General features: G+C 64.0%; 14 protein-coding genes. 4 read left to right on the plus strand and 10 right to left on the minus strand.

Going from position 1 to position 15,085, the window contains the following annotated elements:
• Nucleotides 1-5 precede the first annotated feature (5 nt).
• The 3 genes from ACP7B7_RS15070 to ACP7B7_RS15080 are packed head-to-tail and all read right to left on the minus strand — an operon-like array spanning nucleotide 6 to nucleotide 3,327.
• Entirely contained in the window at nucleotides 6-878 is an 873-nt protein-coding gene (locus ACP7B7_RS15070; RefSeq protein ID WP_426077159.1) for a carbohydrate ABC transporter permease, read from the minus strand.
• Nucleotides 879-931: 53 nt separating this feature from the next.
• Nucleotides 932-2,173 (minus strand): ABC transporter substrate-binding protein, encoded by a 1,242-nt coding sequence (locus tag ACP7B7_RS15075; RefSeq protein WP_426077160.1) that lies wholly within the window; start codon nucleotides 2,171-2,173, stop codon nucleotides 932-934.
• Entirely contained in the window at nucleotides 2,170-3,327 is a 1,158-nt protein-coding gene (locus ACP7B7_RS15080; protein WP_308923326.1) for an ABC transporter ATP-binding protein, read from the minus strand. The genes ACP7B7_RS15075 and ACP7B7_RS15080 overlap by 4 nt, the downstream gene beginning before the upstream one ends.
• A 187-nt stretch (nucleotides 3,328-3,514) precedes the next feature.
• Here ACP7B7_RS15080 and ACP7B7_RS15085 point away from each other — a divergent pair, with 187 nt between their 5' ends.
• The 3 genes from ACP7B7_RS15085 to ACP7B7_RS15095 all read left to right on the plus strand — a co-directional run bounded on the left by ACP7B7_RS15085 (nucleotide 3,515) and on the right by ACP7B7_RS15095 (nucleotide 6,711).
• A complete protein-coding gene (locus tag ACP7B7_RS15085; RefSeq protein WP_308923327.1) occupies nucleotides 3,515-4,552 on the plus strand; it encodes a LacI family DNA-binding transcriptional regulator in 1,038 nt (345 codons plus the stop codon).
• Between the two features lie 118 nt (nucleotides 4,553-4,670).
• On the plus strand, nucleotides 4,671-5,927 hold the full coding sequence (locus tag ACP7B7_RS15090) for a sensor histidine kinase (protein ID WP_426077161.1): 1,257 nt from the start codon (nucleotides 4,671-4,673) through the stop codon (nucleotides 5,925-5,927).
• Nucleotides 5,920-6,711, plus strand: a complete 792-nt coding sequence (locus tag ACP7B7_RS15095) for a LytR/AlgR family response regulator transcription factor (RefSeq protein ID WP_426077162.1) — start codon at nucleotides 5,920-5,922, stop codon at nucleotides 6,709-6,711. Before ACP7B7_RS15090 ends, ACP7B7_RS15095 begins: the two co-directional genes overlap by 8 nt.
• A 115-nt stretch (nucleotides 6,712-6,826) precedes the next feature.
• Here the strand turns inward: ACP7B7_RS15095 and ACP7B7_RS15100 are convergent, their stop codons facing one another.
• From ACP7B7_RS15100 to ACP7B7_RS15130, 7 genes are all read right to left on the minus strand, one after another.
• The gene (locus ACP7B7_RS15100) at nucleotides 6,827-7,870 is read right to left on the minus strand and encodes a histone deacetylase family protein (RefSeq protein WP_308923330.1); all 1,044 of its coding nucleotides are present in this window, start codon (nucleotides 7,868-7,870) and stop codon (nucleotides 6,827-6,829) included.
• A gap of 26 nt (nucleotides 7,871-7,896) precedes the next feature.
• The gene (gshA, locus tag ACP7B7_RS15105; protein ID WP_308923331.1) at nucleotides 7,897-9,489 is read right to left on the minus strand and encodes a glutamate--cysteine ligase; all 1,593 of its coding nucleotides are present in this window, start codon (nucleotides 9,487-9,489) and stop codon (nucleotides 7,897-7,899) included.
• A 218-nt stretch (nucleotides 9,490-9,707) separates the two neighbouring features.
• Nucleotides 9,708-10,538, minus strand: a complete 831-nt coding sequence (gene prmC, locus ACP7B7_RS15110; protein ID WP_308923332.1) for a peptide chain release factor N(5)-glutamine methyltransferase — start codon at nucleotides 10,536-10,538, stop codon at nucleotides 9,708-9,710.
• A gap of 11 nt (nucleotides 10,539-10,549) precedes the next feature.
• Entirely contained in the window at nucleotides 10,550-11,020 is a 471-nt protein-coding gene (locus ACP7B7_RS15115) for a disulfide bond formation protein B (protein WP_308923333.1), read from the minus strand.
• Between the two features lie 179 nt (nucleotides 11,021-11,199).
• Nucleotides 11,200-12,276 (minus strand): peptide chain release factor 1, encoded by a 1,077-nt coding sequence (gene prfA, locus ACP7B7_RS15120; RefSeq protein ID WP_308923334.1) that lies wholly within the window; start codon nucleotides 12,274-12,276, stop codon nucleotides 11,200-11,202.
• A gap of 83 nt (nucleotides 12,277-12,359) precedes the next feature.
• Nucleotides 12,360-13,634 carry a glutamyl-tRNA reductase gene (hemA, locus tag ACP7B7_RS15125; RefSeq protein WP_308923335.1) on the minus strand — a complete coding sequence of 425 codons (1,275 nt, stop codon included), beginning with the start codon at nucleotides 13,632-13,634 and terminating at the stop codon, nucleotides 12,360-12,362.
• A 73-nt stretch (nucleotides 13,635-13,707) separates the two neighbouring features.
• Nucleotides 13,708-14,412: a response regulator transcription factor gene (locus ACP7B7_RS15130; protein WP_426077163.1), complete on the minus strand. Its 705-nt coding sequence runs from the start codon at nucleotides 14,410-14,412 to the stop codon at nucleotides 13,708-13,710.
• Nucleotides 14,413-14,578: 166 nt separating this feature from the next.
• Between ACP7B7_RS15130 and ACP7B7_RS15135 the strand changes: the two genes are divergently transcribed.
• Entirely contained in the window at nucleotides 14,579-15,082 is a 504-nt protein-coding gene (locus ACP7B7_RS15135) for a hypothetical protein (protein ID WP_308923337.1), read from the plus strand.
• The last annotated feature ends 3 nt before the right edge of the window (nucleotides 15,083-15,085 follow it).

The raw sequence follows: 15,085 nt of genomic DNA on the forward strand, positions 1-15,085 counted from the left end.
CCCTATCAGTTTTCTGAGCGCAGCAGGCGGCGCAATTGGTAGACGATGAAGACCAGCATGCACAGGAACAGCACCACCGCGATGGCGGCCGAATAGCCGAAACGGAAGTACTTGATCGCCTGGTCGTACATGAAGTAGGCCAGCACGGTCGAACTGTCGTACGGCCCGCCGCCCGTCATCACGGCGATCAGGTCGAAGCTGCGCAAGGCGCCCACCACCGTCAGCGTGACGGCCATGAACGACACGGAATGCAGCTGCGGCAGGACCACATGGCGCAGCAGCTGCCAGCCTTTCGCGCCTTCGAGCCGGCCCGCCTCGATGATTTCCGGGTTCAGGCTGGTCAGCCCCGTCAGGAACAGAATCATGCAGAACGGCACTTGCGGCCACAGCGCGGCGGCGATGATGCCGAAGGTGGCCATCGATTCCTCGCCCAGCACCGGAATGCCATGGCCCATGATCACTTTCAGCAGGCCGAAAGCGGGGTCGTAGAACCAGCTGAAGACCAGGCCGATGACCACGCCGGAGACCACGAACGGCGCGAAAAACAGCGATTTGACCAGGCGGATGCCGCGCACCGCCTGGTTCAGGTACAGCGCGAACAGCAGGCCGATCGGCGGCGCCAGCAGGAACAGCATCAGCCACAGCACATTGTTTTTCAGGGCCGTATAAAACGTTTCGGAGGCGGCCAGTTCGCGGTAGTTGGCCAGGCCGACAAAGGTGCGCGCGCCGACGCCGTCCCAGTCGTAAAAGCTGAGCACGATGCTGCTCAGGATGGGGTAGATCACGTACACGGCGAACATGGTGCAGGCCGGCAGCAGGAACCACAGGGCGGCACGCCGCCGGCGCCGCGCCAGCGGAGCGTTGAAGGTTGCGGACATAGATGCTTTCGGAAAGGCGCGCCGCCAGATGGCGGCGCGCCATGACAAGGTCTTTATTTGCGATAGATGCGCTTGCGGGCCGCTTCCATGCGCGCCAGGATGTCGTTCAGCTTGGACGGATCGCTGATAAAGCGCTGCATGCCCTTCATGCCTTCGTCGGCCATTTCCTTGTTCATGTCGCGGTCATAGAACTGGGCGATGCCGCCCGGGCTGCTGGTCAGGATGGCCAGCCCCGTCTTGGCGATCGGGTCGTCGGGAAGCGCCGCCTGGTTATTGGCCGGCAGCGAACCGAAGGTCTGCGCCAGGCGCGCATTGACCTCGGGCGTGCTGACAAAGGCCAGGAAGCGGCGCGCGTCGACCTTGTTTTTCGCCCGCGCCGGGATATTGAGCGAGTCGGTCGAGCCGTCTTCCGCCAGCGCCACTTTCGGGTCGATCACGGGAAAGCGGAAGTAGCCGGTCTGCGCGCGGGTGGCGTCGGGCAGGCCGCCGGAAATGAAGGTGCCCATCAACATCATCGCGGCCTTGCCCTGGGTCAGCAGGGGCTGGGCCGAGTCAAGGCTGTACGACAGCGGCGCGTCGATGAAATACTTGTTGTCGATCAGCGTCTGCCACGCCTCATAGACTTTTTTCACGCGCGCATCGGTGTAGGCGACTTCGCCATTCATCAGCTGCATGTGGAAGGCGTGGCCGTTCAGGCGCAAATTCAGGTAGTCGAACCAGACGGCCAGGGTCCAGGAGTCGCGCCCGCCGACGCTGATTGGCGCGATGCCGGCCGCCTTGAGTTTCTTGCAGGCGTCCAGAAATTCGGCCCAGGTGGCCGGCTCGCCCTTGATGCCGACCTTGGCAAACAGGTCCTTGCGGTAGAACACGCCCCAGGAAAAATAATCGGTCGGCAGCGAGTACTTCTTGCCATTGAAACTGGCCGCGTCGGCCAGCGCCGCATACGATTTGTCCCAGCCATTTTTCTGCCAGTCGGCGCTCAGGTCTTCCAGCAGGCCGCGCTGCGCGTAATAGCGGATGCGCTCGCCTTCATGCCACTTGATGATGTCGGGCGCTTCGCTGGTCAGCCAGCCCGGCAATTGCACTTTATACGCTTCCTCTTCGATAAAGGCGGCTTTCACTTTCACGTCCGGGTTGGCCTTTTGAAAGGCGGCGATGGTCTGGTCCCAGAAGGCGCGCTGGTTGGCGCCCTTGAAGGCCAGGTTGACGGCGATCTCGCCGGCCTGGGCCATGCCGCCCATCAGCAGTGCGGCGCACAAGGCGGACAAGCGCAGCGGGGTAAGCGAAATTTTCATACTGTCTCCTGTTTATAGTTTTTGAGGTGGGGTACGGCCATGCCATCGGCGCCAAACACATGGCAGCAATCGGCATCGATCTGCAGGCTGACGGTGGCACCGGCGCGCACCGGCGTGTCGCCCTGCACCTTGGCCAGCAGGGTGTGCCGGCCATCGGCCTGCAAGTGCAGATAACTCTGTTCGCCCAGGCGCTCGGTCAGGGTGACCTGGCGCGTCAGGCAGTTCGGCGCACCCGCGTTGTCGCAGGGCAGGAAGTGCTCGGGCCGCACGCCCAGGGTCACCGTATCGCCGACGCTCAGGCCAGCGCCATCGACATGGGCGCGCACCAGCGACGGTGGCGCATCGGGACCGCCGGCCACGCGCAGCAGCACGCCTTGTCCGTCGATATCGGCCACGCTGGCGGCCAGGAAATTCATGCGCGGCGAGCCGATAAAGCCGGCCACGAACAGGCTGTTGGGGCGGTGGTACAGCTCCAGCGGCGCGCCCACCTGGGCCACGCTGCCTTGCTGCGCGTCCGCACCGGTGCGCAGCAGCACGATCTTGTCGGCCAGGGTCATCGCTTCGATCTGGTCGTGCGTCACGTAGACGGTGCTCGACTTGGCGAAGCGCTGGTGCACATGGGCGATCTCGACGCGGGTCTGGCCGCGCAGGGTGGCGTCGAGGTTCGACAGCGGTTCGTCGAACAGGAACACGCCCGGCTCGCGCACGATGGCGCGGCCGATCGCCACGCGCTGGCGCTGGCCGCCGGACAGGGCGCGCGGCTTGCGGTCCAACAGCGGTTCGAGCTGCAGCACCTTGGCCGCGTCGGCCACGCGGCGGCGCACTTCGGCCTTGTCGACCTTGGCCAGGGTCAGGCCAAAACCGATGTTTTCGGCCACCGTCATGTGGGGAAACAGGGCGTAGCTCTGGAACACCATCGCCACGCCACGCTCGGCCGGCGGCACAGCGTTGACGACCTTGCCGCCGATGGAAATGTCGCCGCTGCTGGGGTCTTCCAGGCCGGCAATGATGCGCAGCAAGGTCGACTTGCCGCAGCCCGAAGGGCCCAGAAAAACACAGAATTCATGTTCGCCGATCTCGAGATCGACGTTGCGCAGTACCGGTGCATGCGCACCGTATGCCTTGGAAATGCCCCGCAGGGTAATCGCTGCCACTGTGTCTCCTCAGATTGATTTAACGTTAAATCAAATTCACTCGAAAAACGGCCCGAAGGCCGACACGAAACGGTGAATAGTTATTTTTGTGCCTGAACATTAACACCGTGCGGTACCATTGGCAACAAATTTATTGTCGTGTGCAACAACGCCGGCGGCACCATGCCGCGGCCAGATAAGGATGGATATGAGCAAGCGCCGGGGCCAGATGTTGACCATCAAGGATGTCGCCGAACTGGCTGGCGTGACGCCGATGACGGTGTCGAATGTGTTGCGCGGCAAGGGGAGAGTCGGCGAAAAAACGCGCGAAAAAGTCATGCAGGTGGTCGACGCCAACGGCTACCGGCCCAACCTGACGGCGCGCGCGCTGGTCGAGCGGCGCGCGCCCACCCTGGCGCTGTTGTTGGGTTGCATCACCAATCCGTTTTATCCGGAATTTACCTTGCAGGCCACGCATGCGGCGCGCCGCCACGGCCGCTATCTGCTGGTCTGCAATACCGATTACGAAGAAGACGGCGGCGCGCGTTTCCTCGGCGAAGTGGCCGGTTCGCTGTCGGACGGCATCCTGGTGGCCAACAATGGCGACCTGCGCATCGACGAGCTGCTGGCGATCCAGGCCGGCGGTACGCCGGTGGTGGTGGCCGTGTGGGAGTTTCCCGATGCACCGCCGCCGATCCCGTGCGTGGCCTTCGATTCGCGCATGGCCGGGCGCATCGCCACCGAACATCTGCTGGCGCTTGGGCACCGCCGCATCGGTGCCATTATCGCCAGCGAAAAGGGCGGCATCCACAATGGCCGCTACGACGGCTACCGCGAAGCGTTGCAGCAGGCGCAGCTGCGCCCGGTGCAGGCGAATGTGCGCTTTTGCAGCGACGCCTACCAGAGCGGCTACGATGCGGCGCTGGCGCTGCTGGGGCAGCGGCCCAACTTGAGCGCGCTGTTCGTGTCGAACGACCTGCCGGCGCTGGGGGTCTTGAACGCGGTGGCGGCGCTGGGACTGCGCGTGCCGGAAGATATTTCGGTGGTCAGCATCACCGATATCGAGCTGGCCAGCCAGACCCGCCCGGCGCTGACCACGGTGGCGATTCCATCGGCCGAAATGGCCGAGCAGGGCATCGATCTGCTGCTGAAACTGATCGAGCAGGCGCCCGACGCGCCACAGGTGATCCGCAGCCGCGATCCGGTGCTGGTCACGCGCGCGTCGACGGCGCCACCGCGCGCATGATGTCGACTGTTGAAAATTGCGCTTTCGTCGCCCATCCATGCCTTTCGTCGCATAATGGGCACCGCGGCTGGCCCTGATTGCTAATCTGGGCTCACTTCAACGCCTCCAGGACACCATCATGACCAGCTTCTTCTTTATCTTCCGCCTTGCGCTGGCCAGTCTCGCCGCTTATGCGCTGATCGCCTCGATCGTGCTCAACGGCCTGCTGCCGCATGGTGCCCATTTTGAAGGTTTTGTGGTCGCCACCGCCAGCCTGCTGGGCGCCTTTGCCGCCCTCAATGCGTTTTCGCATGTGCGCCGCGTGCGCCTGATCGCCGGCCAGGTCAATGGCGCCACCCTGTCCTGCCGCCAGCGGCGCCAGATCGAAGTGCCGTTCGAGGCCGGCGAAACATTCGACCTGATCGACGCGGCCATCCGCGAACTGCCGGGCAGCGAGATGCAGGAAAGCGCGCGTGACAGCCTGCAGGTGCAGGCCCGCGTGCGCCGTCCGGCACCCTATACCAATGCGGGTTCGCCGCGCTGGCATCTGCTCAATTTTCTTGAACCGCGCCCGAACCAGATCCTGGCCACCGTCACGCCGAATGGCGAAGCGGGCAGCGTGACCCTGATCTGCGAGCCGGCGCGCACCGCCTGGACCGACTGGTTCCTGGTCGACCAAGGCACCAACCTGGAAAACGCGGAAGCGGTGACGCGGGCGATCACGCGCCGGGTGGCGCAGCGCCGCCGCGGCGAGCAGGCCGAGGCGCGCCAGACGGTGACGGAAAAGGAACTGACGGTGGCCAAGCTGAGCCTGCTGCACGCCCAGGTCGAGCCGCACTTCCTGTACAACACCCTGGCCAGCGCCCAGCTGCTGACGCGCTCCGATCCCGCGCGCGCCGACGAGATGCTGGGCAATCTGATCGAATACCTGCGCCACTCCCTGCCGCGCACCGAAAACGCCATGTCGACCATCGGCATCGAGCTGGATAGGGCCCGCGCCTATCTCGACATTTTGAAAATCCGCATGGGCAGCCGGCTCAATCTGCAGATCGAAGTGCCGCAGTATTTGAAGCAGGTGGAACTGCCGCCGATGATGCTGCAGACCCTGGTGGAAAACGCCATCAAGCACGGGCTGGAGCCGAAAAGCGGCGGCGGCACCGTGTGGATACTGGCGCGCGCCGGCGAGGGCACGGTGGCCATCACGGTGGCCGACGACGGCCAGGGTTTCAGCGACCATGGCGGCGGCACCGGCATCGGCCTGCGCAATGTGCGCGAACGGCTGCGCCTGACCTACGGCGACGCGGCGCTGTTCAGCATCGTGTCGAATTTCCCCGGTGGCGTGGCCGCCACCATCACAGTGCCGGACAGCGCGGCCAGGGGAGCGGCATATGGCTAGGTCCTTCACTTGTGTCGTCGCCGAAGACGAAACCCTGCTGCGCGAAGCGCTGCTGACGCTGTTGTCGGAAGTGTGGCCCGAATTGCGCGTGGTGGCCGCCTGCGACGACGGCGGCACGGCGCTCGAAGCGATCGCCACCTTCCAGCCCGACGTGGCGTTTCTCGATATCCGCATGCCGGGCTTGAGTGGCCTGGAAGTGGCGGCCGGCGCGTTTGAGGCCAGCCCATCGACCCAGGTGGTGTTCATCACCGCCTATGACCAGTACGCGATCGCCGCCTTCGACAAGGGCGCCGTCGACTATCTGTTGAAACCGGTGGCGCGGCCGCGCCTGCAGGCCTGCCGCGAACGCATCGAGGCGCGCGCGGCCAAGGGAACCATGTCCGGAACTGCGCCCGATGCGGCCCTGGCGGCATTGTTGCAGCAATTGACGGGCGCCTTGCCGTCGGTGGCCAAGGCGCCGCCGCTGGTGTGGCTGACGGCCAGCAGCGGCAAGGACACCAAGCTGATCATGGTCGACGATATCGCCTATTTTCAGTCCGACACCAAGTACACGGCGGTGATGACGGCGGACGGCGAATCCCTGCTGAGGAAACCGATACGCGAACTGCTCGACTCGCTCGACCCGGCCGTCTTCAAGCAGATCCACCGCTCGACCATCGTCAACATGAAGGCGGTGGCGTCGGTATCGCGCGACGAGATGGGGCGCGGCCTGCTGCGCCTGAAAACGCGGCCGGAGACGCTGACGGTGAGCCAGCCGTTCATGGCGCTGTTCCGGAATATGTAATAAGCCAACCATGGTGTCGGATTACGGCCTGCGGCCTAATCCGACCTACGCTGTCATACGTAGGTCGGGTAGGTCGGGTTAGCGCGCAGCGCGCAACCCGACACACCACCGCAATCTATTCCGCCGTCTCGAACCCTTCCAGCACATTGACCACATTGATGCCCAGCTCCTTGACCGCATAGCCCCCTTCGAGGATAAACGCGGTCGGCAGGTTCAGATAAGCCAGCCGTTCGCCCAGGCGCAGGTAATCGCCGCTTTGCAGGGCGAAATGCGACAGCGGGTCGCCGACATAGGTGTCCACGCCCAGCGACACCACCAGCGCGTCGGGCGCGTACATATTGATGCGCAGGCAGGCCGTTTCCAGGGTGGTGAACCACTGCGTGGTGGGGCAGCCGGCCGGCAGCGGCAGGTTGACGTTGTAGCCGAGGCCGGCATCAATCCCGGTCTCGTCGGCGTGGCCCAGGTAGAACGGATATTCCTGGCGCGGGTCGGCGTGCATGGAGACGAACAGCACGTCGTTGCGCGCATAGAAAATGCTTTGGGTGCCGTTGCCGTGGTGGTAATCGAGGTCGAGGATGGCGACCCGGCGCGCGCCGTCGTCGAGCAGGTGCTGGGCCGCCAGCGCGGCGTTATTGAGAAAGCAGTAGCCGCCGAAAAAATCGGCGCCCGCATGGTGGCCCGGCGGGCGCGTCAGGGCAAACGTCGCCCGTTCGCCGAGGCGCAGCGCGTGGGCCGCGTTCACGGCGCAGTCGGCGCCCGTCTTGGCGGCGGTCCAGGTGCCGCTTGTGAGCGGCGTGCCGTTGTCCATCGAATACAGGCCCAGCTTGGCCGTGAAATTGTCGGGCTCGATATCGCTGCGCAAGGTGCGCACCGGCCAGACCGACGGCACGGCGTCGCGGTTGGCGTTGTCGGGGTCGAGCGCCAGCCAGTCGTGCCAGGCGTGGCGCAAGAAATGCAGGTAGCGCGGCGTGTGGATGCGTTCCAGGGAAGTCAGCGGCACGCCGTGCGGCGTGACGATGCGGCCCAGGTTGCGCCGGCCCAGTTCGGCCACCACCATGTCGGCCCGTTCCGGGGTCTCGAAGCAGGGCACGATTTCACCGCGAAACATCTCGAAGCGGCCCCGATGCTGGCTGTGCAATTCATTATAGAAGGTCAGCATCGGGCGCTTTGCAGGAGGTTAGAGAGTCAGGAGTGCGCACACAGGGTGCTGGCGCGGTAGGAAGCGACATAGTCGTCAAAGCTGCCTTGCGGCGCCGCTTCCATGGCGCGCTGTTCGGCCAGCGAATCAAACGCCAGCTGGTCGAAGTATGCGCTCTGTTCGGCCGTTGGCGGCTGCTCGCGGAAAAACGCCGCATGGCGCTCGCTTTGCCGCAGGCCGAAGGCGGCAAACGAGCCGCCGTTGGCGCGCAGTTCGCGCAGCACGCGCGCCGACGGCGTGGCGTCCGGGTCCAGCAGTTTGGCCGCTTGCGCCGCCAGGCTGTCGGCGTGTTCGGTGCCGCCATGGCGCGCGTCCAGCAAGGCCGCCACCGGCGCGATGCGCGCCAGCAGTTCCTGGCCCCAGGCTTGCAGGCCGATCTCTTTGCCGTCGCGGCGCAGTGTGAGACCCGGCTTGCGGCCTTCCTTGACGGTGCGCGCAAAGTTGGCCGTGTAGCAGGCGCTCTGTTCGCTTGAGATCGGCGCGCTCTCGTCGAGGGCGCAGAACAGCAGAAAGGCGTCGAGGAAGCGGCCCGTCGGCAGGCTGATGCCGACCGGCTCGAACGGGTCGACATCCATGCAGCGCACTTCGATATATTGCACGCCGCGCAGGCACAGCGCCTGGATCGGCCGCTCGCCGGTGCGGATCACGCGCTTGGGGCGGATGGTCGAATAGTATTCGTTCTCGATCTGCAGCACGTTGGTCGACAGCTGTATCCATTCGCCGTCTTTTTTGGTGCCCAGTTCAGCATACGGCGCATACGGGTCGTTGACGGCGTGCGTCAGCGCGTTGACGTAATCGTCGAGGCTGTTTTCGTGCGGACGCAGGCCCGACTGGGCGTCGTTCTGGTAGCCCAGGTCGCTCATGCGCAGGCTGGTCGCATACGGCAAATACAGGGTGTCATCGGACAGGGTGTCGAGCTTGTGCGGGCGGCCGCGCAAGAAGCCGGACGCCAGCGCCGGCGAGGCACCGAACAGATACATCAACAGCCAGCTGTAGCGGCGGAAATTGCGGATCGTCGCCAGATAGCTTTCCGATTGCACGTCTTTTACCGTGGCCGCAGTGGTGGTGCTGGTGCCGGCATCGGCCGCCAGCAACTGCCACAGGCCTTCGTCCAGTGAGTAGTTGTAATGGATGCCGGCGATGCATTGCATGGCCTTGCCATAGCGCAGCGCCAGGCCGCGCCGGTACACATGCTTGAGCATGCCCATGTTCGAGGTGCCGTAGTTGGCGATCGCTATATGGTCTTCATCGGGCAGCTGGCCCGGCATCGACTGGCTCCACAGCAGTTCGTCGCCCAGGCGGCTGTAGGCATGGCGGTGCACGGTGTCGAGTTTATCGAGCGTGACGGCGATGTCGGCTTCGGCCGGGGTGATGAATTCGAGCAGCGCTTCGGCGTAGTCGGTGGTGATTTCAGGGTGGGTCAGCGCCGAACCCAGGGCGGCAGGATGGGGCGTGGAAGCCAGATGGCCGGCGTGATCGACGCGCAGGGTTTCACGCTCGATGCCGCGCAATCCGCCCAGCAGCGCGCGGTTGGCATCTTCGGTCAGCAATGCCAGGCGGCGAGTCAACAGGTTGGGCAATTTGAGCTTCCTTTCTTGTACAGCAAATAAAAATGTGGTGCTGAGATTAACCGAAAATGCGCAACTGCGTCGGCGGCCTCCCAAAAAGCGCCGCGCCGCCCGCTTGGCTCCCGGGGAAACAGGTGCTGGCGGGCTCAGGAATCGCTTGATATTTTAGCAAACTGGACGCTCAACGGCGCGTTGCGCGGTCAAGCGGGTGAGAAGGTGTGGAAAATATGTCAGCCGTGGCGGGCGCCACTCACGCGCTCGATATCGGCCAGGTCGCGCCAGCTTTGCGACTGGTTGAAACCGGCGTTGCTCAGCAACTGGCGCACCGAAGCGGCCTGGTCGTAGCCATGTTCCATCAGCAGCCAGGCCTTGGGCGCCAGGTGGCGCGCGGCGCCGGCGACGATGGTGCGCAGCGCCGACAGGCCGTCGGCATGGTCGGTCAGGGCGCCGGACGGCTCGAAACGCAAATCGCCTTCGGCCAGGTGGCGGTCGCCGCTGGCGATATACGGCGGATTGGAAACGATCAAATCGAATTTTTCCGTGCCCAGCGCGCTGAACCAGTCGCTGGCCATGAAGGTGATATTGACGCCGTTGGCGCTGGCGTTGCGGCGCGCCACGGCCAGCGCCGCGCTGCTGACGTCCAGCGCCGTGACCACTGCGTCGGGCCGGGTATGGGCCAGGGCGACGGCGATGGCGCCGCTGCCGGTGCCCATGTCGAGCACGCGCCCGCCCGGCGGCAAGCGGTCCAGCGCCAGTTCCACCAGCACTTCGGTATCGGGGCGCGGTATCAGCACGGCGTCGCTGACGGCAAACGGCAGGCCGAAAAATTCGCGCTGGCCGACGATATAGGCCACCGGTTCACCGCGCAAACGGCGTTCCATCAAGTTCGACAGGCGCTGCGCCTCATCGCCGGTCAGCACGCGTTCGGACTGCGTGATCAAGCCCACGCGCGACAGGCCCAGCGCATGGCTGAGCAGGATGCGGTTATCGACGGCGTCGAGTAGCGGACGCTGCTGCAGGGCGCCGACGGTGCTGCCGGCGGGAATCAATGTTTCAGACATGGTGCTTTCGTTTATTTTTTGCGGCGCAGCAAGGTCCACAACAGGCCGAGCGCGAAGATGGCGAACCAGACAAACGCCCATTGCGGAATCGACAGGCCCATAAAGGCCTCGCCCGCATTTTCGCAGGCGCCGTACGATTCAAACATGAAAGGCATGGTTTGCGCCGTGAAAATCTTGTTCAGCACCGTTTCCACCGGATCGATGCCGCAGGAATAGCCCGGATTGGCCAGCACATACAGATGCTTGCCAGCCACGCCCAGGCCACCCAGCGAGGCCAGCAAGCCGATGGTGGCGCCGATCGCCGGTGTTTTCGAAGCCGCGCCGATCAGGCAGCCAATCGCAATCGCGATGAACAGATAGCGCTGGATCACGCACAGCGGGCAGGGCGCCATGTTCATCACATGCTGCAGATACATGGCCACGCCCAGCATGGCGAAGCACAGGGCGGCGATAATCAGTAAGACGGTGCGGGAGTTTTTCATGGGCGACACGGTAAGGTGGATCGGATTTTCAGCCATGCATTTTCGCACAGGCGGAAAATGTTGCTGCTTAACCTATACTTAAACTTGTCGGCTTAGGCGCTGCGCGCCAAGCCGACCTACAGAGATGCAGCGTAGGTCGGATTAGCGGAGCGTAATCCGACACCACCACCAGCATCAATTCAATCCCCCAGCGCCGCCAGCAATTCCGCCTGGTGTTCCGCCGCCAGTGCATTGGTCAGCTCCGTCAAATCCCCATCCATGATGAAATCGAGCTTGTACAAGGTCAGGTTGATGCGGTGGTCGGTCATGCGCCCTTGCGGGAAATTATAGGTACGGATGCGCTCGCTGCGGTCGCCCGAGCCGATCAGGCTCTTGCGGGTGGCCGCCTCTTTCGACTGCTGTTCGCGCAGCTGCACGTCCTTGATGCGCGCCGCCAGCACCTTCATGGCCTGCGCCTTGTTCTTGTGCTGGCTGCGGTCGTCCTGGCATTCGACCACGATACCGGTCGGCAAGTGGGTAATCCGCACGGCCGAGTCGGTCTTGTTGATGTGCTGGCCGCCGGCGCCCGAGGCGCGGTAGGTATCGATGCGCAGGTCGGCCGGGTTGATATTGACGTCTTCCACCTCGTCCGCTTCCGGCATCACGGCCACGGTGCAGGCCGAAGTGTGGATGCGGCCCTGCGTTTCGGTGGCCGGCACGCGCTGCACGCGGTGGCCGCCCGATTCGAATTTCAGCTTGGAATACGCGCCATTGCCGACCAGGCGCACGATCACTTCGCGGTAGCCGCCCAGGTCGGAATCGGAGGCCGATACCAGTTCCACCTGCCAGCGGTTGCGCTCGGCAAAGCGCGTGTACATGCGCAGCAGGTCGCCGGCGAACAGGGCCGACTCGTCGCCGCCGGTGCCGGCGCGAATTTCCAGGAAAATATTGCGCTCGTCATTCGCGTCCTTGGGCAGCAGCATGGTCTGCAGTTCGCGTTCCAGCTGCGTCATGGTGGTTTTCGCCGACTCGATTTCATCCTGGGCAAATTCCTTCATGTCGGGGTCGGCCAGCATTTCCTGCGCCGTGACGATGTCATTGCCCGCTTCCTGGTAGGAATGGTACAGCGCCACCAGCGGACCGAGTTCCGCATGCTCGCGCGTCATCTTGCGATAGCTGTCCATATTCGAGGTGGCGTCCTGGTGCATCAACAGTTCGTCGAGTTCAACCAGGCGGTTCGCCAGTTGATCGAGCTTGGACAGCATGGATGGTTTCATAGCAATTCGGGATAAAAGTGAACGGGGAGGGCGCACGTGGGCGCGCCTGGAAAGCCGGGCCGGCAGACGGCCAGCGCTCTGCGCTAACGGCGTGGACGGAACAGTTTCGGCAGCAGGGTGGCCAGTTGCTTGCGCTCGTCGCCTTGCGCGCGGTGCAGGGCCTGTTGCGGGCCGTGCATGAACTTGGCCGTCAGGCCTTTCGACAGCGCTTCGAGCACGGCGTCGATATCGGCGCCCTTGGCCAGCATCTTGCGCGCGCGTTCGACTTCCATCTGGCGCAGGGTTTCGCTGCTTTCATGCAGATCCTGGATCACCGGCACCATGGCGCGGTCGTCGACCCAGGTCATGAACGATTGCACGCGCGTCTCGATGATGGCTTCGGCCTGCGCCACGGCCGCCTGGCGGCTTTCCAGGCCCGTCTGCACCACCTTGCCCAGGTCGTCGACCGTGTACAGGAACACGTCGTTCAGGCGGCCGACTTCCGTTTCGATATCGCGCGGCACGGCCAGGTCGACCATGAACATCGGCTTGTGGCGGCGCGCCTTGATGGCGCGCTCGACCAGGCCCAGGCCCAGCAGCGGTAACGATGAGGCCGTGCACGAGATGACGATGTCGAACTGGTGCAGCTTTTCCGGCAGGTCGGCCAGGCGGATCGCCTTGCCGTTGAAACGGTGGGCCAGCGCCTCGCCCCGTTCCATGGTGCGGTTGGCGATCGTGATGCTGTTCGGATTCTGCGCCGCAAAGTGCGTGGCGCACAGCTCGATCATTTCGCCGGCGCCGATGAACAGCACATTCTGCTCGGCGATCTTGTCGAAGATGCGCTGCGACAGGCGCACGGCGGCGGCCGCCATCGACACGCTGTGGGCGCCGATCTCGGTGGTGCTGCGCACTTCCTTGGCGACCGAAAAACTGCGCTGGAACAACTGGTGCAGATACGTGCCCAGGCCGCCCACTTCATCGGCCGTGCGGATCGCGTCCTTGATCTGGCCCAGGATCTGTGTTTCGCCGAGCACCATCGAATCGAGCCCGGAGGCGACGCGGAAGGTGTGGCGCACGGCGTCGTGCTGCGGCAGCATGTACAGGTGGGGACGCAGCTCGCTGTAGCTGAGCTTGTGATAGTCGGCCAGGAAATGCGCGCCGGCGTCGAGCGGATTCGGCACCCGGCTGGCCGCATACAGCTCGGTGCGGTTGCAGGTCGACAAAATTGCCGCTTCATCATTGTCACGCAAGTCGATGCGCTGGAACCAGGTGCGCGCCGCGACCACGGCCTGACCCAGATGCTCAGGCGAAAACGCCAGCTGTTCGCGGAGCGACACTGGTGCGGTGGTGTGATTGAGGCCGACGGCTAACAGTTGCATGTGAGGGCAGTGGGATGACTTATGCCGACATTATAGCGCTTTGTGCCCGCCGATTGAGCAGGCCCGCCGCGGCTCAGGCATTTGCCGGCTGGGCGTTCAGCTTTTCCAGGCGGTAACCGTAGCTGTAGACGGGCACCAGCCGGTAGCCATGCTCGGGTTTCAGTTGCAGCTTGTTGCGCACGCGCGAAACGTGGGTATCCATGGTGCGCGACGGCAGGGCCGTTTCGCGTTGCCACACGGCTTCATGGATGTAGGCGCGCGACAAGGGCCGGCCCAGGTTGCGGAAAAACAGCAGCGCCAGGGCAAATTCCTTGTGCGTCACGTCGAGCGGTTCGCCATCCATCAGCAGCCGGCCGGCGCGCGTTTCAAAGGTGTAATTGCCAAATTGCAATTGCTCGGCGCTATTCTGGGTGGGATAGGCCAGCCGCAGCAGGGCCTGGGCGCGCAGCGCCAGTTCGCTGCGCCGCAGCGGTTTCACCAGGTAGTCGTCGGCGCCCGCCTTGATGCCGGCGACGATATCGTCTTCGCCCGAGCTGTTGGTCATAAACAACACCGGCGCCTTGGGCGCCAGTTTTTCGCGTGCACGGCGCAATACTTCGGCGCCATCGAGATCGCTGACCTGCCAGTCGAGGATCAGCATGTCGCAGCTGTCCTTGCGCAGTTGCCCCAGCATGTCCTTGGCGCTCTGGAATTCATGGCAAGCATGTCCTGTCGCAGTGAGCACCTGGCAGATTAGTTCTGCCTGGCTATGGTCGCTATCGAGTACGGCAATTCGCATATTTGGCTGGAATGTGTAACAACAAACAGACGGGCAGCGCTGCTTATCGTAATGTTAAGGAATGCTCTCATGAAATATAACAGAGATTGCAACTGTGTCCAGTGAAATCGAAAGGGCGTCCCTTTCCGCTACACTGGGGCTTGCCTTTACCGCGTGGAGAAACCGTATGCCAGACAATACCGTCACCGATTGGAATCTGATACCGGGCAGCCTGGCCGAAATCGAGCAGGCGCGCGAGCGCTGCCGCCGCCTGGTGGGCCGCCGCGCCCTGATGTCGGCCGGCACCTCGGCCATTCCGATTCCGGGCATCGACCTGATGTCGGACGTCGGCCTGCTGTCGATGCTGATCAACGATATCAACCATGAATTCGGCCTGACACCGGAGCAGATCGAAAAACTGAACCCGCAGTTCAAGCTGATGGCCTATCGCGTGGCGATCGGCATGGGCGGCATGCTGGTAGGGAAATTGGTGACGCGCGAACTGATCATCCACCTGCTCAAGCGCAGCGGCGTCAAATTGGCCAGCAAGCAGGTGGCCCGCTTCGTGCCCTTCGCCGGCCAGGCCGTGGCGGCCGCGCTCGGCTACGCCGTGTTCCGCCAGATCGGCAACCAGCACGTCAACGCCTGCGCCGCGGTGGCGCAGGAGCTGATTGCGGTGCGGCCAAGCTGATCG

Origin of the sequence: Janthinobacterium sp. PSPC3-1, from assembly GCF_049896105.1 — a bacterium.
GTDB lineage: Bacteria > Pseudomonadota > Gammaproteobacteria > Burkholderiales > Burkholderiaceae_D > Janthinobacterium.